This window comes from Rhodococcus sp. MT28, assembly GCF_058792695.1.
Genome location: NZ_JBXAFD010000015.1, coordinates 19,989 through 41,652 on the forward strand (window position 1 = coordinate 19,989; position 21,664 = coordinate 41,652).

Here is a 21,664-nt window from a genome sequence, read left to right on the forward strand (position 1 = left end):
ACGCAACACCGCATCCGAGGTAATCGGCCGGCCACGATGACTGAACGGCACACCCGCCCAAATCATCGACCGAGGCGGAGTATCCGCCGCCACCATCGACAACAATTCCTTCCGGCAATCCGCCAAACGCGGGCACCGGAAACACTCAGCCTGCGCATCCACACCCGCGCGATACGAACCCTCGTCCAGATCCCACGATTGAGGATCGACCGCGCACGCCAACACAGTCGGCGGCGGCACCGCGGCCCTCACGCGGCCACCTCCGAAGCCTCGCGACGACGCGTTGCTGTCGTCAACGACTCGTACAGGCCCAAGCGTGCACCGTCGACGATATTGCCGTGACTGTCATACGCATTGCCCGCCATGATCATTCGCTGCGGACCATCCCCACGCTCCGCCGACGCGGCCGCATCAATGCGGCACTGCGCCAACAACGGGCACGCCTCACACGAGGAGATCGCGCGACGCCACTCCACCACCGTGCGGCCATCCATCTCCCACGACCGCGACTTCCCCGCGCACAACCCCTTGCCCGGCCCGGCACCGCCAATCGGCACCACACCCCGAACCTCCAACTCCACACGAACAGCCCGCACAGTCGGGCACACATCGCACTCCGACGAGAAAACGAACCCGCACCGCGCGCACCGACCAACCCGATCAGGATGATGCAAAGCAGCAACCCGAAGAAGATCGTCAGTACTGAACTGCGGCCACACGACCGCAGATGATCCCCGGCCCTCACGGTGCGTCAACTCACGCAACGCGGCCGCAGCCTCCGGGCACAACGGAACAAGCTCCGAAACACTGAAACCGCAACCATCGCAACGCCCGCCGATCGACGAATGGCGCGCAACAAGCCGACGAAGCGTCATTGTCGACAGCGCCACATACCGGTTGCGGAACACGTCATCCGGACCTGATGGGTCCATTAAGATAGACATCGCAGAATCCTTTCTGCATCTGAAGAAATGCTGGACGGGTTGCATCCCGTTTGGTCTGGTCCCTCGGTCGTTGGCGCGACCGGGGGACTCTTTCGTTTTTTGCTCTAGTTGTCTCCCTTGAGTTCGTTGACTACGACCTGACCGCCATCTAAAACCGGTCATCTAAAAATAGCCGCGTGTGCGAATGGTATCGAGGAGGCGGCACAGTGTCTACTAATGACAACGAGATGCGAAGGGTGCTGGCTGTGAGTCGGCGAGTGATGCGGGGGTTTTCCCCGTCAAGTCTTGTGGCTGCGCGCCGCGCTGCGGGGCTGTCACGTGCGGAATTGGCGCGGCGGGCAGGAGTGGGTGAAACGACGATCCGGCGCTGGGAGCAGTCGAATTCCTCTCCGCAGGTGGATCTTTTGGCGACTGTGGTGGCGGAGTTGGGTGTAGAGATCGCCGATATCGTACGAGTGCCTGAGGCTGACAGGTATCCGGGTGATTGGCGCGTCTTGAAGGGTTTGACCCAACCACAACTTGGGATGCAGGCCGGCTTGCGGACACCGATCGTCGGAGGCATCGAACGGGGCGAAATTCCTTTGTCAGACGTCGTGGCGGAGAAACTTGCTCCGGTTCTAGGTGTCTCGGTTGACGAGTTGCTCGCTGCGCATATGCGAGTTCGTCATCGGGGGCCTGAGGCACCCGCCTAGGTCCAGGCTTCTCTTTGGTCGCCTTCGCTGTTGTGCTGACTGATGAAGATGGGTCGTTTCGGCTGCGGTGGGTCACCGCCTGTCGGTCCTGACTCTGTAAACCATTGCTGCCCCTCACGGTCGAGGTCAGCCTAAAACTGAAAACTTACTATTGCAAGTTGCATTGGGTAGCGAGACTTGCCAGTATTGGAAATTGAACATTGGACCAGTGCGCCCATCCAGCACGGCGATTGAGGACGGAGGGACGAACGATGAGCACATTCGCAGAACGGCTCCGACATCTCTTCGACACGGTGCACCCCAGAGGTCGTGGTCCGTACACGCAAACCGAGGTTGTGGACATAATTCGCTTCGGCGGCGGCAAGATGACTACCGGTTACATGTCTCAACTGCTGAGTGGTAAGCGTCAGTCACCGGGCGTAGAAACGGTTCGCGATATCTGCAACGTCTTTCATGTTCCGATGGACTACTTCAGTGACGAAGAAACGTATGAGTTGGTCAAGCACACCATTGCCTGGATCCAGGATGTTCGCGACAGTGACCGTGAGCAGGTTGCAGCGCGTGCGTACGACCCGTTTCGGAAGATGATGCAGTCCGACGATGACTAGTTTCTAAGCGATCAACGCATATGTAATCCCCGTTGTGACTGCTCCGGCGATAGCTCCGACGATGACCTGTCCCTTGGTGTGATCTCCCAAATGAACCCGTGACCATCCGATCAACGGGGTCAAGGCGAGAGCAAGCAGCCACCAGGGCGACAGCGCAAGTGCCAAAACTATGGTGACCCCGGCTGAAACTCCAGTGTGCACGCTGACTTTCCAGTGAAGAACACTAGTGATCAATCCAGCCACTACCAGCGCCGCCAAACCGGCAGTCATGAACGCGATCATCTGAATGGGTGCGCTCGCGACAATCTGAATGATCAACCCAACCAAGGCAACTGCGAGCAATACAACAATGAGCAGGTGTCGTTCGCTGATGCTGGTGACATGGTGGTCGCCGATTTTGGACTTCCGCATCCCGTAGAGGATGACGCCCATAGGGACCACACCTGAGCAGATCGCGACGAAGATTCCCCATCCTGGCGCCCCGATGGAGCACCCGAGGATCAATGAGGTCACGATGTTGATGACCCAGGGCGCGCCGACCTCGGTAAGTAACCGTGCGATCCGGTCCTGTCCCGAGGTATTCCCCTGTACTCGTGTTTCTGTCATTGCTCGAGGACCAACTTTCGTTCGGTTTCACGGGCGTACGCCTCACCCAGTTCTCGCGCCCAGCGGACATCTGAAGTAGCTGCCCGTGCTCGGAGGTTGTCCGATCCCAGTCCCTCAGGAATCCGATCGGTAATAATCCATTCCGCAACAGCATGTGCCACCTCTGTCCGGCTCAAGGCTGCACCTTGGTTCGGTAGAGCCTGTCTCTTGGCTTCCAAGCTCAGTGCGTCCAACAGTTCCGCTGCGCGATCGGCGGTCCGATCTGCGGCGCCGCTTCCGGGCTCGGATGGCCGTAGGGCGCCAGGCCAACGGGCAAGTAGCTCGGAGCGAAGGTCGTCAAAGGCCCGAAGTTGCGCTCGTGAGACAAGCGCGGTTCCAATCGCTGTAACCAAGACCCCCGCTGCGACAAAGAGAACGCCGACAACGGCCAGGAAGCGCGAGATAGCAAAGGGTGTCGGGGTCGGATCGATCAGTCCCCACCGTACCGACCCCAGGTAACCAATTCGGAGTGCGGCGTATGTGCTGAGTGCTGCGGCTCCGGGGGAAATGATGATGAGCCCCCAGCCGGTTGCCGTCCGCCGGTCTGCCTGCCGAATAGCGACGATCGTCACCATCAAGCACAACAGAAACGGATAGGCCATGCCCAACATCAGGCCCTCTGCGTAACCCGGAAGAAATGCGTATTGGTTGTCGAAAGTCCGGTTGTCGGGGTTCGATGCCGGCCACGGAGTCTTGAAGAAGAAGTAGAACGAGAGCGCTGCGGTGACAACTGACAGTGAAATATGTAGCCAAAGTAGCTTTTTGAGATGCTGGGAGCTGGTAACGGTTGTGAACACAATGGCGGTGCCGACGCAGATACCGCAGACGAGCAGCATTTTGATTGTTCCGGGTATGCCAGCCCCGAGTGTGACTCTGACAGCGCTCTCGACCGTTTTCACGTTGAGCGTCATATGAATCGACATACACAGTAGAACGATGATTGCACCTGCCAGAGTCCATGACCTGGAAAACCACCAACGCTGGATCCGGGTGGCCGCTGCAATGGCGAGTACTGCCGCCGCGAGAGCAGTGATCAACCGAGTGCCTCATCCAGTTGTGAACGAACCGACGGATTCTGTGCGCGCCGTGTGACGTGAAGCCGCCGCAGAAGCAGACTCCCGAATGCTTCAGCCTCGGCTTCTTCCGTCGAGACGGTGTCCACACAATCGCGTCGAAGCATCAGAATTCCAAGATCACGCAACGCGGGTGGGAGGAAGTCGGTGGCCAAATCGATGGCCGGCCTACCGGAGTGGTTCAACGCGATATGTCCCAACTCATGAGCAATCGTTCGGTCGCGCGCATGAACCCACCCTGCACAGGACACTTCATCGCGGTCGTGGTGCCGGACCCATTGACCAAATACACCTGGCGGGAGGACTGCGTCGTCCAGCACGGTCAGTGGGCGTCCGCGGTCGCGCGACAAAGCTTCGGCCATACCTTCAAGGGTTCGCGCTTCGTCGCCTACGGCAATGCGGAACAGGCGCTCGATTGCTCGAGCGACGGTTTTGTCTGCCACTTCGGGGCACCTCCTTACCGAGTATCCCCTACGGCCCCAACCGAACACCGTAGTCGTTGTAGTTGATATCGCTCAACTGAGCGCTCAAGACTAGCGCAGTCACGGGCTCGCGCAGTCGAGCACGAGACACGCTAGGGTCGTCCGAATGTCGCCTAACTTGCGCCCCTCACGTCGACGCACTGCCTGCGTGGCTATTGCGGCAGCAGGTTTTCTGCTGACAATGAGTGCGTTGGCGCCAACCTATGCCAAGGGCCAACTGGTGAAGATTCCGTTGAGCATCGATGCGGCAACAGTGTCGACGGGTACTGCGGTGTTGCTGGATGCTGCGGCGTTAGCCAAGGGCAAATTGGTTGTGGACAGCAATGTTCCGATCACGGTCCAGCAGCGCGTAACTGCCGAAGATCCGTCGGGCTCCGACGCGGTGACCCTGCAGTCGGCGGTTCAGATGGTGCGTGACGATCGAGTCGGTTCGGCAGCAATTGTGAATGCAAGCATCGATCGTTCCACCGTCGACAGGATCTCGGCGATCCCGGTCGAGGAGCCGATCGGCTCGATCCAGACCGTGATGGACAAACCGGCGGAAGTCGTTGCCCATGAAGGACTTCAATTCAAATTTCCGTTCGACACACAGAAACGAACATATCCGTATTTCGACTCGACACTGCGGGATAGTTATGACGCGAACTTCATCGCGGAGGGTGAAATTGAAGGCGTTGACGTCTACAACTTCCGTCAGGAAATCGCACCTGTGGAGATTGGCACGGAGATCACATTGCCCGCCTCCAACTGGGGGAAACCAGGAACGAGCCCAGTCACCATGAAACGTTTCTACGGCATCACGCGCGAACTGTCCGTCGAGCCAATTTCCGGCGCCATAATCCAAGTGCAGCAACACTATAGGCAATATTTTGCGACATCCGCTTCAGCCCCTGAAACCATCACGATCATCGATGTAGCCCCCAAACTCGATTCCCAGACGCAGCACGAACAGATCGAACGAGCAGTCATGTACAGAGACCAAATCCGCTGGGGTACGGACTACGGCCCGGCAATCGGGGGCTCAGTCGGGCTACTGCTTCTTCTTGGTGGGATATATCTCGGATGGGCAACGACGAGACCCGGACCACAATCTCTGATAGTCCAAAATGGGAAGTCCGGCGATCTTGTCGCTCGATAGATGCCGGAACTGATCGCGCCGGACCGCACTTTCGCTGTTGCTAGTGGGAGCTGCAATCGACATGCATGGCGAGGTTAACCTTTTCGGCTGATTTGATCACCCAGTGTGGGGGTGTTCGCTCGTTGAGTTGGATTTCCACGTCACCGGGCAGGGGGACGTCCCAGGTGACGCCTCTGAGGAACTGGTTGGTTGTTCCGAATTTCTCGTTTGAAGCGATTTCGTGGTCGAGCGAACTCTGCGAAGTCGTGAATTCTTGCGCGGCGTAGTTCAGTTGAAGGTTCTCGATGGTGACGGTTTGGGATCCGTGGGTGAGGACTGCATGCCAGCCGTTGGGTTCGGTGATGTCGACGGTGAGGTTGTCGCCTTCGCCTATGCACTGTGCGTGGACCTGGTTGGCGGCAGGGAGTGTGATTTTGTCGTCGGCTTGTTGGTCGCCGACTCCGATTACCAAGTCTCCTCGCCACGAGGAGGATTCAGCTGGTGTGACGGTGCCGGCGCGACCGCTGCTTGCGCTGCTGCCGTTGTCGTTGGCGGGTGTCGAGTCCGAGCATGCGGTCAGGATCAGGGGTGCGGCAAGGATCCCGGTGACTGCAATGGCGGTGGTGGTGCGCTTCATGTGTGTTTCCCTCCAATGTGGGTTCGCGGGCCTGTTCGGGTCCGTTTCTCCTGCAACCGTTTGTGCCTGTGTCTCGTTCGGCGCCCTGTTGGTTACGAACCTAGTCGATCGGTACGAATCCTTTGTCGTGCAGCCAAGGTTGGGAGTGGTGGTCAGTAGCGGATGGTGTCGAGGAGCCACTGGTCACCACCCTTGGTGAGGGTCACCCAAACCGTGGTATCCGTTGCGACAGTGCTGATTTTCTTTTCGTTGATTGCGGTTTGGTGGATGCTTGCGACTCGGTGGATGAGTGCGTCGCTGTCGGGTGGGCAGCCGGAGCATCCCAGCGTTACGTCTGCGACCACTTTGGCGTTGCCGGAGGCCCATTGGATCCATTGCGCTCCAGGGCCTCGTTCGGTGTGCGTGTCGACGAGCAGGGTCTGTGCCAGGGTGTCGGTGAACCATTCGCGGGCGCGTGCGTATCCGTCGGTGGGGCTGCGGTCCGTTGCCGGGTACCAGGTGAACGCCACGGAAAGTGCCTGGCGAGCGATGTTTTCGGCCGCCTCCGTATCCGGATCTTCGGTGATGTCGATTGTGGTCGGAGCCGGCGAAGTCGAGATGGTCAGCGGCGCCGGTGCTGGTGTGGCTTGTTCAGCTGTTGCGGTTCCGGTCTCGTTGCCCCGGCAGGAGAGGAAGTACACCAGTCCCCCGACGAGGAGGACAGCGACGGCAAGCAGAACCAGCTTGCGTGCGTTGCTCACAGAACCCTCCTGGCTTTCATATCGCTCTGCAGTGGAGCTTGTTTGACGACGTCCCCCGTAGTGGGAGCATGGATCATCTGGCCTCCGCCGATCGCGACGCCGACGTGCCCCGGACCTGCTCCGGCCCACGAACCGAACACCAGATCCCCGGCTTGTGCTTGGTCGATCGGGATCTCGACTCCGACGTTCCACTGCTGTTCGGATGTCCTGGGCAGGGTGATCTTGTTGCCACTTCCCTGGTAGATGGCGTAACTGGTCAGTCCGGAGCAGTCGAATCCACCGCCGGTGGTGCCGTTGATGTTGCCGCCGCCCCAGACGTACGGGGTGCCGAGGAATTGGCGGGCAGCGTCGACGACCTGGGATCCGGACGCCGAACCGGGCGAAATCACGAGTTCGCCGCTACCACCGGGTGAAGCGAATTCTGTCTCGTATGCAAGGACTTTCGCGACGTAGGGCTGTGTCTGGGTGGTGTAGTCGCCGCCGCTGGGCATTCCGCCCGCATTCTTCACCGCGCCTTCCCCTGCGTTGTAGGAAGCGATGTAGAGCGATTTCGGATCGCCTTTGACCGATCCGTCGGCGATCCATCCGTCGACCTGGGCCGCGATAGCGCAGAAGTATCGGCCTTGAGCCATGATCGCATCCCCATCGTCCCAGATCGAGATCTTGCCGTTGCCGTCGTCGTCCTGGCCGTAAGAAGCAAATGTTCGCGGCATGAACTGCGTGACACCTTGCGCTCCACTGCCGGAGGTCAGGCCACGGACCAAGCCGGATTCGGCGTTCGCGTCTGCCGCCAGCAGCGAGGGCTTGATCTGGAGGCACAGCGATCCGGCTTTGCGGAACCACGGTTCCATTTCCGGAGGAACGGAACCGGCTTTGAGATCGCCACCACCTGCCACGCCGAAGCCGCCGCAGTCGATCTCCGATGACGACGCCGCCAGTTCGATGGCAGGAGAATCACTACCCGCCTCGCCGGCGGGGGAGGGCGCTCCGCCGAGTTTGGTCATCGGATCGACGGCGGTTCCGCCCTGCAGTCGTCCGCCGTCCCAGTATTCGAAATGCAAGTGTGCGCCGGTGGATTGGCCGTTGTTCCCGATGTTCGCGATGTGATCGCCGGCCTTGACCTGCTGGCCTTCCGTGACGAGGACACCGTCGTCGAACATGTGGCCGTAGACGGTGCTCACGGGTTTGCCGTCGACGAGCGAGTCGAGCACGATCCAGTTCCCGAACCCGGATGCGGGCCCGGCCTTGACCGCGACGCCGTCGAGTGCCGCGTAGATCGGTGTCCCGACGGGGCCGGCGAAGTCGACGCCTTTATGTTCGGTTCCCCAGCGAGGCCCGAACGGGGACGTGAACGTCGTCGTTCCGTTCTTGGCTGGCTGGGTGATCGGCCCCGATGCTTTCAGTTCGGTGCTTCCGGTAGAGGATCCCTTGTCGTCTTGCTCGTTCGATGAGGTTCCGCTGCAACGGTTGTGGGGGATCACCGGCTGCTGGGTGCATCCGGACAGCCCAAGGATCGCGGCGGTGGCCGCGGTGACGATCAGGGCTACCGCTGCACGGCGGCGACTCACAGTGTTCCCGGGAGCGGTGTGTCGAGGTCGGGAATCGGGATGGGGCCAGGGACGGGAACAGGCGCCGGTTCGAGGTCTACCGAGGGAACAGCGACCGAGGTGGTCGATGTCGGCGACGTGGTCAAGGTAGTGCTCGGTGAGGTGGGCGATGTCGGAGCTGTGCTGGTTGTGGAAGTTTCCGAGGTCGGTGGGCTCGCAAGGGAAGGTACGCTGAGCTTGTCGATCTCGCTGCGGTCGAGGGTGGGCAGCGGGGTCTGGACCTGCCATGTCGAACCCTTGGCGGTGTCCGAGGCTTTCAGGGTGATCCGCAGATTCCCGGCCTGCGTCGGGACGATGACCTGCACCGCGCCCACACCGCCGGTGCCGGCCACGATCTCACTGCGCGTCGGGCCGATGATCGCGACCGGTACGAGCGGGCGGGCATTGACCACCGTCACGCCGGGCGCTTCGGAGGTGTGCACGCCCAGCTTGGTCTTCCATTCGCTGTTCGAGAGTGACTGACCGACGTAGACGTGCGCGTAGGCCATCGCTGTCGCCGGTGCGCTCTCGGCTACCGACGCGATCGACTTGCCGGCAATGGAGGATTCGGTCACTTCGGTCAACTCGTAGCTCAGATTACCCGGGGTCGCGGACGCTGCTCCTGTCGTTGATGCGGTGGAGGCAGTGTTCGACGGGGTCGGGGACTGGCCGAACACTGCTCCCGCCACGAACAGCACACCGAACGCAGAGACGATCGTGATCGTCAGATTGGTGCGCGAATAGAGAACCCACCGCCGGATCGGTGCTAGGACGGGATTGGCTGTGCTGGAAGGCATCAGCTGAACCTGTCGGTCGAATCGGATGAAGTGCCTGCTGAGGTCAACGACGGCGTCCACAGTCGTGCCGTCGACCGCGGAGGAGTCGCCGAGTTCGAGCGCGTCGCACCCGAACGGGGTGTCGTAGACCCGGTGGGGGCATCCCGCAAGGGCGGTGTGAACACCTTCATCGGCGCGATACTCGACCGCGGGCCTCCGTCCCATGTCTCACTCACCGACGAAGTGCTGCGCGGTGAACCGGCTTCGGTTCCGATCAGCTGTCGAGCGAGGGTGCGGCTAGGTTTGGCAGCGGGACCGGCGGTTTGTGGTCGATCCGACATGGGCCGCTTGGTGCCCGCGGAATTCTTGGCGGTACCGGCGAGGCTTCGGCGCCGCACGTCCTGGGCGTCCTTCCGTGAATCCGTCAGACGCTGTTGGCGATCCATCGTCTTACGCGCGTCGACGCGCGATTTGTCGACCTCGTGGCGACGTCGCTGATTCAACTCGCGCCCTTCCGGACGCACTGGTGTCACTGAATCCTTGTCGAGGTCACCACCGCGTTTGGTCGCCTTCCGAAGCGCGCCGACACCTTCCTCGGCCATCGACGCCGCGGGACCGCCCACGACGGCGCTCCCGGCCTTGAAGAACTTCTGCTTCATCGACGTCTGCGCGTGGCGAGCCTTGCGATTGAGTGCGCCTGCTTGGTTCTGGGTGAAGGTCTGAGTCATCCGCTTGAACGGACGCATGATGAACCAGCACACCGCCGTCAAGATGACCATGAACCACAGCCGCCACGTGCCGTCGACGAGACCGTTGTCGGTGTCGTACAGCTTGACCAGCGCCATCAGATACAGCGCGATGATGACCGCGCCGGCCACGCCCCACATGTAGGCGGTGGCGATCATGCGGCACACGCGCGAAAGGGTGCCGCCGTGTGCGGCGGCGATCGGAACCCAGATCGGTGCGAAGAGAATTGCGAGTCGAATAGCCAGTAGCGCAGTGAGTTTGAGGATGGATGCACCGATCCAAAGGATGGAGGGCATGGCGAGTTTGATCATCGCCATGAACCCTGTGCCGGTGCGTCCGGAGTCCTTGCCCTGGAACTGGCCGTACGAGAGGTTCAATCCGTCGAGTTTGTCGATGATGCCTTCTTGAAAGTCTTTCGCTTTCGTGTCTGCCAGCTCGCTCGCGGCTTCGTTGTCGCCGGCCACTTCTCGCTGCTCCGCGTACGAAAACGCGAGGGAATTCCGGAGCTTCGGTCCAAGTTGCAGTTCCTGGTCGTTGAAGTTCGTCCCGAACCATCCCTTGCGCCAGTCGTCGAGGAAGATCTTGTCGATCAGCACATTGCGGGGGTCTCCGGTGTTTCCGGACACGGACAGCATCTGACCTTGTGTGTCGGTGATGACCGATCCGAAGGTGTCGTCGGCGACCTGGATGGCTTTTTGCGGTGCGCCGACGAACAGTGCTCCGATGGCCATTGCAGCGCCGGCGATCGCGACGGTGCGGGTCACGGCCGCGGCGTTTGATTTGAGGGCGTTCCAGATGATGATCGTGGCGACCACCATCAATGCCACACCCAGCCACGTTCCGTAGACGCCGAGCATTCCGTTGGAGGTCGAGGCGACGATCTGGTCGAACTGCACCATCGCCGGGGCGATTCCGGCCTCTTCGGCCGCTGCTCCGGTCTTGGTCTGGTCGTCGAGCCAGAACGCGGCAGCTGCGAATCCCTTGCCGATTGCGAGGAATGTGTTGCCCAGGGTGGTGTCCGCGACTGCGTCGGGTGCGCGGACCAGGTCGTTGCCGCAGCCGAGGTCGTAGGTGTACCAGCGCAATCCGGCCCATCCGTAGGTTTCGTAGCCGGTGCCGCCCTGTTTCGGTTCGCGGTCTTTGCTTGAGGAATCGAACTCGGCGGCCATGACCGAGTTCGGGAACTCGGGGGAGGGGACGTCTTTGCAGTCGAATCCGCCGGCAGATGCGATCGGTCCACCCGGGGCGACGAGGGGCACCAGCACCAGTGCTAGAACGGCGAGAACCCGCGCCAGATTGACGGCCAGCGCCCGAACGCGCGATCGGTGAGGGATTGCCCCATTCAGCTCTGTAGAGGGTGGATTGAGCCGCCTGATGGTGTTCATGCGGCGCCGCCGAGGGCGTTCTTCGCCGAGGAGGAATTCAGCGCTGCGAACACATGCGCGAGATGCACGTAGTGAATCCAGCTCGAACGCACCCGCTCCACGTCGTCGGCCATCCGGATCATCCAGCGCCGCGCTTCGTCCTGATAGGAGGTGTCGGTGTCCTCGTCGAGAGTGTCCTCGCCGCCGCTGCCCAGTTCAGCGAGGAACTGCTCGAACCCTTGCCCAGTGGGAAGTTTGAGTAGTTTCAGGGCGCCTTCGATTGCATGCGGATCACCGCCGACGTCACCGACGAACACCTCGTAGGTCAGGGCGGTCTTGTCGTCGCTGCCGTCCAATCCGAGGAAATCATCCGGAAGCTGCGAGCAGACCAGAGCGCGGACCTTGAATTTGCGTGAGTCGCGGGCGATTCGGAGGTTGAGGGTGCGGCCGGCACCGGTGGATTCGAGGTATTTGTTTTCGTCGAGGAAGAGCACCTTGCGCACGTGGCGAGGCTTTTCGTAGACGAGCCTGTTCGCCAGCCACGCGGCCATGTGCATCAACGGCGCCGTCATCCGTTGCTGCGGTGTCCACTGCGAGGACGGCGTGCCTTCGGGCGGCAGCTGCAGGCCCGGCATCGTCAAGATCGTCAGACGGATGTCGGCGTCGAATGCATCCGCGCCGCTCCCGATCGTGCCCTCCTCCGGGAACAACACCCGCGCCTCGGTCAGCTCCGACATCAAACTGAGCTGCTGGTACAACCCGTTCGCGCAGGTTTTGACGGCTTGGTCCGGATCGCTCACTCCGATCGATTGGATCGCGGCCAACACCTCTCGGAGATTGTGGTTGCTGTCGCCGCCGACCATGTTCGCGGCCATATGCAGCACGGGTTCGGTGTGTTCGAGATGCAGATGCCGTTCGGTGAGCATCATCTTGAGCACCGAGACGGCGACCTCGACGCGCTCGGCGGCGGCTGCACGCATATCCGCATCGAACTTCGACTGCGCCGCCGCGAACGGATCTGCATCCCGGGCGAACTCGACGTTGCGGGCGTCGTACTCGGGATCATCGCGACGTGGATCGGTGATCACGCGGTACGGGTTCAAGGCGCCAGCGCGTGAATCGCGACCGGTGAGGGCGTAGACGCGGGCGATGTCGCGAAACTCCGGTAGTCCGGCCAACGCTGCGAGCGGACCGGAGGGGTCGAGGACGACGCCGTACGCGCCGGCTCTCACGGCTTGGTAGACGATCATGCCTGCCAGGAACGTCTTACCCGAACCGGGTACGGCGACGATCGGTGTCAGCCCGGACTTGTGCTTGATCTCGTGCGCGGCGAACAGGTCCCAGATCACCGGGCGCGGCGAGATGGATCCGGTCTCGCCCAGGACGACACCGCGGCGGTCACCGATCCGGTCACTGACGGTCGCCATCCCGGCGGCGACTGCTTCGACATCCATGTGTCGCCTGTTGGCGATGTTGGCTTGCGGCTCACCAGGTATGAACTCGCGCAGCAACTGGTATTGGCCGTGCTCTTGTTCGAGCGCGATGTGCGGTGAGTACATCTCCTGCAGATCGGAGACTTTCTGCCGCGCCTCGTCGGGGTCGGTGCCGACCACCGCAAGGCGGTACCACCCGGTGGTTCGAGTCGAGAGTCCGGAATGGTCTTCCTCGACGTCGGAGATCACGTCCTGTGCGCGGGCGTGCTGCTCCGCCAACTCTTTCGGTGGGACCTGATCGTGTTCGACGGTGTAGTGGTCGAACTGCGATTCGATCTTGCCGGTCAGCGAGCGCATGGTGCGGATCGTTTTCGCTTTGTCGTGCAGCTCGATGCGATCGGACCATTCGAGAGGTTCACCGGACGGATCGCCGATGATCTGCCACGGCAAGATCCGTTCCGGAATCGGTAGAGGAGCCATGCGGCCGATCGTCAGCACGATCACCACGCCGGTGTACTTGCGGCCGTCGACGACGCCGGAGACGGTGGTGTACCCGTCGCCTGGGGTGAGGGAGAGGTCGGTGAGATCTTCCAGGGCGGCGACGTCGGTTTCTTCCCAATCTCCGGCGCCGGCGATCGCACCGCCAGCTTCCAGTGGCAGACCGATGGTCGCTGATCGGCGCAGCAAGTAGTCGATCGCCGCCGGTGTGGCCGGGGTTGCTTTCACTCCGCGGCCGGACATGATTCGTTCGAGTGTGGCGAGGTGATCGGCAAGGGCCTTCTGCTCCCGTTCGAAGGCGTCGTCGGCCCAGCTGTTCACCCCGGTGCACACTCTGCCCAGCAGCGGCCAGCGAGCGAGGTGACGCAGCATCCGGGCGGTCCAGTCCAACCCCTGGCCGAGTGAGGAGCGTTGCGGCAGTTCGATACCCCAGTAGCGGCCTTTGATCGTCGCGTTGGACCACAACATCGCATGCTGCTGCCCGCGCAGGTAGTCCGTCCATGACAGTGCGCCGGGAACATCGGGAATCGGGGTTGCCCACGTGTCGTGATCGACTGCCCACTGTGCGACGGGGAACGGGGTGCGCACGAGGCGGCGATGCACCTTGTTGACGCCGGCCTTCTGCAGGTTGGTCAGGATGATCGCTTCGTCCTGGATGAAGCGGCGCTGCTTTCCGGTGGTGCGGAAATTCCACGGCCCCTGGCGTTGGACGAACCATGCGGTGGAGGTGGTTGCGGTGCGGGTGATGTTCGCTGATGTGCCGGTCAGTTTCAGGCGTACCGCTTTTCGTTCGCGGTCTGCACGTTTCTTCGCTGCGGCCTTGTCGCGATCTGTTGCCGACTTTGCCCGTTTTTCGCCTGTGCGGCGACGCTGACGGCCGAGCGCTTTGTCTGCGACGTGGTCCGGATCGGGTGCAGGGGAAGTGTGGCCGTCGGTGTCGTCCTGGCCGTGGTCGTATTCAGAACCATCCGGTGCGTGTGCGGGTTCGGCTTCGGACCACGCACGCGCCGGTTGCGGAGCATGCGACTGCACTGCTGCCCACGACGGAGGGAGGGCACCGGGAGGAATGACCGGAACCGGGTCGTCGAGCTTCGGATCGAACAGAGCCGCAATGTCGTTCTCGGGAACGGTCATCGGTGATCCTCACCGTCGAGGCGAACAGGTACGACGGCACGTTCTCCTGTCGTCAACCGCTCAGGGAGCGAGATGGACACGGGTGCACCGCGCTTCGGTGGGCGCGGCGCAACGAGGTCATTGAGGGCGGCCTTGAGAACCGACCGCAGTGGGCGGTCCGGGGTGACGAACTTCGAGATCCGAGTCGTAAGCCACACCGTGATCACGGCCATCACCATCAGAGATTTGAACCCGAGTGGGACGTGCAGAATTCCGCGACCGATCACGAACACCACCACGAAAGCAACCACGCCGACGATGCCGGCCGTGTAGCGGATCCGCACGGGCAGTGGATAACCCGTCGGACCGAGGTAGTGCCGGTCCACGCGGTACATCAGGTCGTCGTTGTCGATCACCGAGCATCCCCTTCGAATATTCTCTGCGCAGGCATCAGCGGTCAGGTCGAGATACCGACGAGCCCGAGAATCCAATTGCCGATCCCCGTGGCCGCCGATTCCGATGTCGCAATACCGAGGTAGGCAAGCCCGAACAACCCGAGTCCGCCCACGGTGAAGACCCGCGACAAATTGCCCTTGAGCCCGCCGACGAGAACCACACACGCGAGGGCGATGAGGATGGTGAAGACGATGTTGTCCTTGATCCACGCGCGCAGACCACCGGTATTGACGTCCGTCGACTGGGCGAGGGTCACCGCGTCTGCGGCGTGCGGTGGATGCGTCGGCGGGATCGACACGTCGATCACGGTGGAAGCAAGAGAAAACATGAGCACTCTCCAACACAGTGGTGTAACCAGACCCCACGAATGTGGTTGTGCGGAAACGTAGAAGAGTGGCGGTAGGAATTTCAATGCGACCTGTGGATAACTTTTTGGCCCCCGCAGTTGGCGCGTCTGTCGATCAGCGCTGGTGCGTGTCGTCGTGAGCAGTGTGGTCAGGTGTCGCGATTCATCCGTCGGGGATCTCTCGGCGATCGCGGGAACCAACTCGAATGCGGGGGAGCGCGGCCACGGAACGGTCTTCGCTTCGGGTGTCCGCTGGAGGCTTCCCAGACCTCGGCGGGGGGTTCCTTCAGTGGAGCGGCAGAGAGATGCGAACGGGCATCGTCGACGGACCCGCCGCAGACCATAGAGATCGACACTTGTCTCCCTCGCTGTGCTTCATGGCCTTCGTCCGCCTGAACAATCTGGCACAGAACCATTTTCGGAACGTGTCCGCCAGCTGTGTAAGTCACCCCCGCTGGAACTTGCTCAATGCACCCACGCCGTGGCCATGATCAGAAGTTCGAGGAACCGTTCGTCGTCACTGCCTGCGTGGTGTGCATGCTCTGCGTGCATAGCGTGTTCAGCACGCACGTGTGGCAGGCTGCGCACCCCGTGCTCGAACAACCCCGCATCGAGGGTGCCTGCAGAGGGTGTGGACAGAGGTGGAATTCAGGAGCCCGATTCACGCTTCCCCTTCGGGGTCACTCCCCCGGCCCTTCGGGCCTAGGGGGAGTGTACTGCTCAAAATTGCTTCGCGCCAACATATTTCAATCAACTGCTGGTCAGGGTCCTGTACGGAGCATCCCCGGATCATCCTGGCGCGACGCCTGCCACGGTGTCGTCCACACCGCTCTCGGCTGTTTGAGCATCGGGTTCCGTACCCCACGAAGCGAGGCGTTCGAGAGCCCTGCAGGGGTCCGCGAACAGTGACACAGGAAGACGAAAACCACTCGAGATGTACATCGTCATCGGTCCCGTGCCGTAGGGGGTCGAACAAGTCCTCACGCGGTGTATCAGCCATGCCGCCGCGCGGTCTTCGACCGGTAATGCGCAGCGCCACAACCAGAACCGTTTGCGGGTAGAGGCGATGGGTGTGTATCACGCCCCGGTATCACCGCTAGGGCATGTGATGCGCGCTCCAGCCATGCACCCGCGAAACAAGTTATCCACAGGCGGGTTGAGATCGCTTCCCACGCTCTGTGACAGTGCACCCCACACACCCCCACGCGACGATCGCCTCGGGGCTGGAAACGAGCGAGAGGAGTAGACGGTGAGCAGAAGCCAGCAGGACCCGCTCAAAGACTTTCTCGTCGACCTCTTCGGATCCGACAAACCCCACGCGCGAACAAGCCAGGCGGGGGAGTCCGCCATCCGCCCGTACAGGGCGTGGGCGCCTTTCGCCGTCATCGCAACAACACTCGCATTTCTCGCGCCGCAGCTCCTCGACCTCACCGAACAATTCTCGAACCCTCAGCTCGACAGCGCAGTCTCCACCGTCCACCAATACCGGTGGCCACTCGCCGCCCTCACTCTCGGCCTGCTCGCCTGCGACATCGCACGGTTCCTCACCCACCGCCACCGCGCCGGACTCGACGCCCAACTCCGGCAAAGCACCCGCCACACCCCGATCAAAATCACCGTCGGATACCCGCCCGGCATCACCACCCTGCGCACCGCCACCATCACCCTTGCACGCGGCGCCATCATCCGTCCGAAAGAGCTCGACGAATTCACCACCGCAGTACGAGCTTCCGCGAGCAGGCACACCAGCAAATGGACCTACACCGTCGTCCACGACGCCCACCGCGACCGAATCCGCATCACCCGCACGCTGACTCAACCCGACCTCCGATCACCGCGGCACAAGGCACTGGCGAACTCCCTCAAAGACGGACCGCTGAAGGAGCCTGCCGTGAGCGTCGCCGCACTCGACGGCGACGTCGAAACCGCCTTCAAGATCACCTTCACACCCACCCTCTCCAGCGGAGCACGCGGATTCCAGAAGAAGGTCGACGAAGCCCTCGCCGCCCTCGCCGGCGCGCACGAATCCGGCCGCACCTGGGCCACCGACTGGTTTCCCTCCGAGGGCTACCTCCTGATGAGCCTGCGCGCCCCACTACCCACCCGCGTCGATCACCCTCTCGAATTGGTCGACGAAAACCTGCGCCACCTGCCCTACGCGACGGCAGCATCGGAGGTGAACATGTTCTGGGACATCTCCACCAAGTCGAACAAACCTCACTGCCTGATCGTCGGACCCACCGGCGGCGGCAAGACATCGGTGATCCGCACCCTGCTCACCGAAGCATCGCGACGAGGAATCCCGTTCCTGGGCGTCGACCCGAAAATGATCGAACTCGACGGACTCGAGGGCTACCCCGGGTGCGCCGCCATCGTCTACGACGCAGTCCGCTCCGCGATGCTCGTGCGTGCCCTGCACAGCGAAATGATGGCCCGCAACCACTACGTCCACGTGAAGAAGATCGAGCCGTCCCAACTTCCTCTCCTGATCGCCGTGCTCGACGAGTTCTTCATCCTCTCCGGCAAATGGCAGCGCCTCGCCAAGACCGGCGACGACGAAACCCGCGATCTCCTCAAAGAACTCGACCCACTCGGGGCGTGGGCCGATCTCGCCGTCCTCGCACGCTCGGCCGGTATCCGGCTCCTGCTCGGTGTGCAACGACCCGACGCGTCCCTCTTCGGCGGCGCCTCGGGCAACGCGCGCGACAACTTCGGCACCCGCATCTCCCTCGGCAACCTCTCGCAGGACGGCGCGATGATGCTGTGGGGCGACTCGCAGGTCGGCCGCGAGATCGACACCTCCGTCCCCGGCCGCGGAGTCGCCCTCGGCAACGACGGCGTGCCCGTCGATGCGCAGATGTGGTGGACACCGAACGTCGACCCGCACCCCAACAAGTGGAACCAGCTCTCGACCTCGGAGAAGAAGATCATCGAAGGGCTACGGCCCCAGCAGGAACCGCACATCGCGTTCTACTCGACCGAACTGCGCCACTTCATCGAATCCGAACGCTCCGTCGCGGTCGCTGCCCGCGCCTACGGCCGAGCTCCCGAGCCCACCGTCCTCGGCCACCACGACGACACGCCCACTGCGGACGCAGGGGATGACTTCGCCGACGCGATACCCGCCGCCGCGGTCACCGAAGGAATGACCGTCCTCGTCGACGACGGACACGGCAACGAACACCCGGCCACCGTCGCCGCGGTCACCGTCATCCGAGACAAAGACAGCGGCGCCGTCACCGAAACCACCTTGACCTTCCACGGCGCCGGACGGGTCAAGAACCACATCACGTACGGACCACACGAAGTCGTCCTGCTCCCCGAACCTGACACCACCGCACCCGCGACCTGACCCCGCGACTCGACTTCGCTGCACACCTGCACAACTCTCACCCGAAAGGTCCACCCATGAGCCGCCGCATCTCCCAATCGATCACCCCCACCGCCGACGACATCACCGTGCTGCGCAACCCCTTCGCAGCCCCCAAAGGCGGCGGCGACCCCGTCATCACCGAACTCCGCCGCGTCCTCAAAAACGCCATCCCCGCATGGCTGCCGAAACTCAGCGAAGACCAGGAACTGACCGCTCCGCGACTCGACGAAATCAAAAGAGCCGTCGCCACCCGCCGCCAGATCATCGAAGTACTCCCCGACGGCAAAGCCCGCGACGACGCTCTGGCCGCCCTCGACAAGGCCGACACCATCGTCCTCGAAATGGACACCGAACTCTCCGGCGTCGGAGCCTTCACCGGAACCACCGCGTGATGGTGACCCTTGCCATCGAAATCACTTCCGAGCGAACCGCACTCGTGAGCGGGGCAGGGGACGAGAAGGTGGAACTGTCCGCCGAGAACGGGCAGTCGATCCACGCGGTGATCGCACAGTTCAGCCGACAGCACTCCGCCGACGCCGGCTCACCCGTCGAGGTCACCGTGCAGGAAGCGGGCCGCTCCCGCCAACTCACCGTGGCCCCGGACGGGAAGGTGGCGCAATCGCTGCCCACCGGACCCATCCCCGCACCGGCCGACACACCACAGACGCAGCCGGATCACCCCGTGGAGGAACCGGTCACAATGGCGGTGACACCCCTCGACGACTCACCGCCAGCCGTGGGAGCCGACACTCATGCCCGGCCAGCCCGTGCGGCGCGCACACCGACCTCGACATCCGTGCTCGCAGCACCCGAGATCGCGGCAGGCTCGCACGAACCCGCCCGCACCGGACTACGCGGCCGACTCAATACCCTCCTCAACCTACGAATCGCCCCGAAACCCGAGTCCGCCGAAATGCGCCACCGCGCCGCCATCGCATCCATCACCGCCCCCCTCCCGGGGTTCTCGATCGTGACCATCGCCAACCCGAAAGGCGGCGTCGGCAAAACCCCACTCGCGGTAGGGCTGAACGCGATCATCGCCGAACACCGCGGAGCCGCAACCACGGTCTGCGTCGACGTCGCCGACGTCGGCGGCAGCCTCGCCGACCGCGTCAGCATCCCACCCCGCGACGGACACGACGTGCGCTCACTGATCGCCGCCGAGACAGCCGAGCCCGGCAGCATCCGACCCTCGGCGCTCTCGCAGTACCTCACCCGTCAACCAGGCGGGGACGACATCGTCGCCGGCAACAACGGCGCCCACGGATCCAGTCTCGGCTACGACGACGCCCTCGCGGCGGCGCAGATCTTGTCCCAGCACCGCGAGATCCTCATCGCCGACACCGGCAACAACCGCCTCGCCGGCAGCTGGCACTGGGCAACCAGCCACGCGGACGTCCTCCTCGTACCGGTCCCGCTTCGCCGCGACGCCGCCGCAGCCGCGCACCGCATGCTCCTCGACCTCACCGCCACCGCAGGCCCGGCGATGATGGCTCGCACCATCGTCGTCATCACTGACGGACCCGGGGACGCACCGATGGTCGAAATCGACGCTGTCGACGCCTTTCTCGACGCCGGCGTCCATTCGGTCGCCCGGATGCCGTTCGAGCCACTCTTCGCTTCCGGTGAGCGCATCGCGCCCTCGAAGCTCCGGCGCAGCACCACCGAAGCACTGACCGTCGTTGCCTCGACGGTCATCGATCTCATCGCCCACGCCGCTGACTGACCCCGTATCAGCCGGATTCCGCACACCGGCGCTCCTCCTGGCACCCATCTGCACCCTCCTGAATGAAAGGCACCACATGAGCATCGGCACCACCGCAGGAAACCGAGCCGCCCGCCGCGCACACCGACACGGCCGACATCGCCGCCGCACCCTCGCCCGCCAGAGCGCCATCGCCGCCGTCGCTGCCGCAGCAGTGGCCGCCGGAATCACGCTCGCACCACCGGCACTCGCAGCGCCCGGGCAAGCCGGCATCACCGACGGAGGAGGACAAGCAGGCATCACCGACGGCGGCGGACAGTCCGGAGTGACCACCGAACCCACCCCGCCACCGGCCACGACCGAGCCCATCTACTGGGTCGACCCACCCGCGCAATACCAGAACATCGACTACCAGCCGCTACCGAACTGGGACTACGACACCAACACCTACACACCACCCACCTACACCGACACCACCCCGACCGACTACACCCAGCTCCATCTCCCCGGCCCCGTCGACGTCGTCGCACCGATCATCGCCCCCCGCGACACCCTCCGCATCGGAACCTTCCACATCGCACAACCGAACTGGGTCTCCGACGTCGACCTCGAACGGACCAACAACACCACCGCCATCATCGAATCCGGAGTCGCCACCGGCTGGAACTCCTTCGGCGTCCCCGTCGACAAAGCCAGCCGCGACGCCGCCACCCAAGTCGGCGGTGCCGCCGCCGGAGCACTCGCCGGAGGAATCGGCCTCGCGACCCCGTTCGCCATCGGAGGAGCATTGATCGGCGGCACCGTCGGCGGAAACATCGGCCTCGGACTGGGCAACGTCTTCGTACCCGGAATCGGCTGGGTAGCGGGCGGTCTCGCCGGAACCGCCGCCGGCGCCGGTACGGGCGCACTCCTCGCCGGCGCACCCGCATTCGTTCTCGGCGGACTGGGCGGAGGAATAGCAGGATTCACCGCCGCCGTCGCGTATGGCGCAGGTGAACTCGGCGATCCCGTCGAAATTGCGGTCCCCGACGTCGACCAACCCGCCGTCACTGCCCAGACCCAGGACACGCTCGCCGACTGGGAGAACTCCGGCCCCATCGGTGAGGCGGTGGCCACTACTGTGCGCGACACCGTCGCCGCTGCCCCCACGATTGATCAGCAGGCCCGCGACTTCGTCGCCGGACAGCCCGGGGGCGAGCAGATCATCGAACACGTCGACACCTCACTCGCGGACTTCCTCACCAACGCGACCCCTGGCCTGGCGTCCTCGCTGATCAGCGACGCAGTCGGCGCGGGTATATCGGCGTAAAGGTCGCATGATCAGAGCCG

The 21,664-nt window shown here is 63.0% G+C and carries 19 protein-coding genes; 7 read left to right on the forward strand and 12 right to left on the reverse strand.

Features of this window, described 5'->3' with window-relative positions; translation table 11 throughout:
* Window positions 1–248 precede the first annotated feature (248 nt).
* Complete coding sequence (locus AC1Q6C_RS29885; RefSeq protein WP_492666965.1) at window positions 249–560, reverse strand: hypothetical protein; 312 nt, start codon at window positions 558–560, stop codon at window positions 249–251.
* A gap of 611 nt (window positions 561–1,171) precedes the next feature.
* On the opposite strand from AC1Q6C_RS29885, the gene AC1Q6C_RS29890 reads away from it, so the two are divergent.
* Both AC1Q6C_RS29890 and AC1Q6C_RS29895 read left to right on the forward strand, forming a co-directional pair.
* A complete protein-coding gene (locus AC1Q6C_RS29890; RefSeq protein WP_492666992.1) occupies window positions 1,172–1,636 on the forward strand; it encodes a helix-turn-helix domain-containing protein in 465 nt (154 codons plus the stop codon).
* Between the two features lie 251 nt (window positions 1,637–1,887).
* Window positions 1,888–2,244 (forward strand): helix-turn-helix domain-containing protein, encoded by a 357-nt coding sequence (locus AC1Q6C_RS29895; RefSeq protein ID WP_054187082.1) that lies wholly within the window; start codon window positions 1,888–1,890, stop codon window positions 2,242–2,244.
* 3 nt (window positions 2,245–2,247) lie between these two features.
* Here AC1Q6C_RS29895 and AC1Q6C_RS29900 read toward each other — a convergent pair whose 3' ends face one another.
* From AC1Q6C_RS29900 to AC1Q6C_RS29910, 3 genes are read right to left on the reverse strand one after another with little or no spacing between them, the layout of a single operon-like run.
* The gene (locus tag AC1Q6C_RS29900; RefSeq protein WP_492666966.1) at window positions 2,248–2,850 is read right to left on the reverse strand and encodes a hypothetical protein; all 603 of its coding nucleotides are present in this window, start codon (window positions 2,848–2,850) and stop codon (window positions 2,248–2,250) included.
* A complete protein-coding gene (locus tag AC1Q6C_RS29905; RefSeq protein WP_492666967.1) occupies window positions 2,847–3,926 on the reverse strand; it encodes a hypothetical protein in 1,080 nt (359 codons plus the stop codon). Before AC1Q6C_RS29905 ends, AC1Q6C_RS29900 begins: the two co-directional genes overlap by 4 nt.
* Window positions 3,923–4,405, reverse strand: a complete 483-nt coding sequence (locus AC1Q6C_RS29910; RefSeq protein WP_492666968.1) for a hypothetical protein — start codon at window positions 4,403–4,405, stop codon at window positions 3,923–3,925. Before AC1Q6C_RS29910 ends, AC1Q6C_RS29905 begins: the two co-directional genes overlap by 4 nt.
* 187 nt (window positions 4,406–4,592) lie before the next feature.
* On the opposite strand from AC1Q6C_RS29910, the gene pgfA reads away from it, so the two are divergent.
* On the forward strand, window positions 4,593–5,582 hold the full coding sequence (gene pgfA / locus AC1Q6C_RS29915) for a cell envelope lipid trafficking protein PgfA (protein ID WP_492666969.1): 990 nt from the start codon (window positions 4,593–4,595) through the stop codon (window positions 5,580–5,582).
* A gap of 40 nt (window positions 5,583–5,622) precedes the next feature.
* Here pgfA and AC1Q6C_RS29920 read toward each other — a convergent pair whose 3' ends face one another.
* The 8 genes from AC1Q6C_RS29920 to AC1Q6C_RS29955 form a co-directional block, all read right to left on the reverse strand.
* A complete protein-coding gene (locus AC1Q6C_RS29920) occupies window positions 5,623–6,198 on the reverse strand; it encodes a hypothetical protein (RefSeq protein ID WP_054187077.1) in 576 nt (191 codons plus the stop codon).
* A gap of 152 nt (window positions 6,199–6,350) precedes the next feature.
* Window positions 6,351–6,938 (reverse strand): hypothetical protein, encoded by a 588-nt coding sequence (locus AC1Q6C_RS29925; protein ID WP_492666970.1) that lies wholly within the window; start codon window positions 6,936–6,938, stop codon window positions 6,351–6,353.
* Window positions 6,935–8,506, reverse strand: coding sequence for a peptidoglycan DD-metalloendopeptidase family protein (locus AC1Q6C_RS29930; protein ID WP_492666971.1), 1,572 nt, complete (start codon window positions 8,504–8,506; stop codon window positions 6,935–6,937). The genes AC1Q6C_RS29925 and AC1Q6C_RS29930 overlap by 4 nt, the downstream gene beginning before the upstream one ends.
* A complete protein-coding gene (locus AC1Q6C_RS29935; RefSeq protein ID WP_492666972.1) occupies window positions 8,503–9,321 on the reverse strand; it encodes a hypothetical protein in 819 nt (272 codons plus the stop codon). Before AC1Q6C_RS29935 ends, AC1Q6C_RS29930 begins: the two co-directional genes overlap by 4 nt.
* Window positions 9,321–11,432, reverse strand: a complete 2,112-nt coding sequence (locus tag AC1Q6C_RS29940) for a hypothetical protein (protein ID WP_492666973.1) — start codon at window positions 11,430–11,432, stop codon at window positions 9,321–9,323. The genes AC1Q6C_RS29935 and AC1Q6C_RS29940 overlap by 1 nt, the downstream gene beginning before the upstream one ends.
* Window positions 11,429–14,476: an ATP-binding protein gene (locus AC1Q6C_RS29945; protein ID WP_492666974.1), complete on the reverse strand. Its 3,048-nt coding sequence runs from the start codon at window positions 14,474–14,476 to the stop codon at window positions 11,429–11,431. Before AC1Q6C_RS29945 ends, AC1Q6C_RS29940 begins: the two co-directional genes overlap by 4 nt.
* The gene (locus AC1Q6C_RS29950) at window positions 14,473–14,871 is read right to left on the reverse strand and encodes a hypothetical protein (protein WP_492666975.1); all 399 of its coding nucleotides are present in this window, start codon (window positions 14,869–14,871) and stop codon (window positions 14,473–14,475) included. Before AC1Q6C_RS29950 ends, AC1Q6C_RS29945 begins: the two co-directional genes overlap by 4 nt.
* 41 nt (window positions 14,872–14,912) lie before the next feature.
* Entirely contained in the window at window positions 14,913–15,239 is a 327-nt protein-coding gene (locus tag AC1Q6C_RS29955) for a hypothetical protein (protein WP_492666976.1), read from the reverse strand.
* Between the two features lie 1,267 nt (window positions 15,240–16,506).
* Between AC1Q6C_RS29955 and AC1Q6C_RS29960 the strand changes: the two genes are divergently transcribed.
* The 4 genes from AC1Q6C_RS29960 to AC1Q6C_RS29975 all read left to right on the forward strand — a co-directional run bounded on the left by AC1Q6C_RS29960 (window position 16,507) and on the right by AC1Q6C_RS29975 (window position 21,644).
* The gene (locus AC1Q6C_RS29960; protein WP_492666977.1) at window positions 16,507–18,609 is read left to right on the forward strand and encodes an FtsK/SpoIIIE domain-containing protein; all 2,103 of its coding nucleotides are present in this window, start codon (window positions 16,507–16,509) and stop codon (window positions 18,607–18,609) included.
* A 56-nt stretch (window positions 18,610–18,665) separates the two neighbouring features.
* Window positions 18,666–19,022 carry a hypothetical protein gene (locus AC1Q6C_RS29965; protein ID WP_492666978.1) on the forward strand — a complete coding sequence of 119 codons (357 nt, stop codon included), beginning with the start codon at window positions 18,666–18,668 and terminating at the stop codon, window positions 19,020–19,022.
* Window positions 19,022–20,356, forward strand: a complete 1,335-nt coding sequence (locus AC1Q6C_RS29970; RefSeq protein WP_492666993.1) for a ParA family protein — start codon at window positions 19,022–19,024, stop codon at window positions 20,354–20,356. The genes AC1Q6C_RS29965 and AC1Q6C_RS29970 overlap by 1 nt, the downstream gene beginning before the upstream one ends.
* A 76-nt stretch (window positions 20,357–20,432) precedes the next feature.
* Window positions 20,433–21,644 (forward strand): insoluble domain protein, encoded by a 1,212-nt coding sequence (locus AC1Q6C_RS29975; RefSeq protein WP_492666979.1) that lies wholly within the window; start codon window positions 20,433–20,435, stop codon window positions 21,642–21,644.
* Window positions 21,645–21,664: the final 20 nt, after the last annotated feature.

Bases quoted from the DNA above. Each gene is read 5' to 3' on its own strand.
- AC1Q6C_RS29920 (WP_054187077.1), bottom strand. From the start codon at position 6,198: ATGAAGCGCACCACCACCGCCATTGCAGTCACCGGGATCCTTGCCGCA.
- AC1Q6C_RS29940 (WP_492666973.1), bottom strand. From the start codon at position 11,432: ATGAACACCATCAGGCGGCTCAATCCACCCTCTACAGAGCTGAATGGG.
- AC1Q6C_RS29945 (WP_492666974.1), bottom strand. From the start codon at position 14,476: ATGACCGTTCCCGAGAACGACATTGCGGCTCTGTTCGATCCGAAGCTC.
- AC1Q6C_RS29965 (WP_492666978.1), top strand. From the start codon at position 18,666: ATGAGCCGCCGCATCTCCCAATCGATCACCCCCACCGCCGACGACATC.
- AC1Q6C_RS29970 (WP_492666993.1), top strand. From the start codon at position 19,022: ATGGTGACCCTTGCCATCGAAATCACTTCCGAGCGAACCGCACTCGTG.
- AC1Q6C_RS29895 (WP_054187082.1), top strand. From the start codon at position 1,888: ATGAGCACATTCGCAGAACGGCTCCGACATCTCTTCGACACGGTGCAC.
- AC1Q6C_RS29935 (WP_492666972.1), bottom strand. From the start codon at position 9,321: ATGCCTTCCAGCACAGCCAATCCCGTCCTAGCACCGATCCGGCGGTGG.
- AC1Q6C_RS29900 (WP_492666966.1), bottom strand. From the start codon at position 2,850: ATGACAGAAACACGAGTACAGGGGAATACCTCGGGACAGGACCGGATC.
- AC1Q6C_RS29975 (WP_492666979.1), top strand. From the start codon at position 20,433: ATGAGCATCGGCACCACCGCAGGAAACCGAGCCGCCCGCCGCGCACAC.
- AC1Q6C_RS29955 (WP_492666976.1), bottom strand. From the start codon at position 15,239: ATGTTTTCTCTTGCTTCCACCGTGATCGACGTGTCGATCCCGCCGACG.
- AC1Q6C_RS29890 (WP_492666992.1), top strand. From the start codon at position 1,172: ATGCGAAGGGTGCTGGCTGTGAGTCGGCGAGTGATGCGGGGGTTTTCC.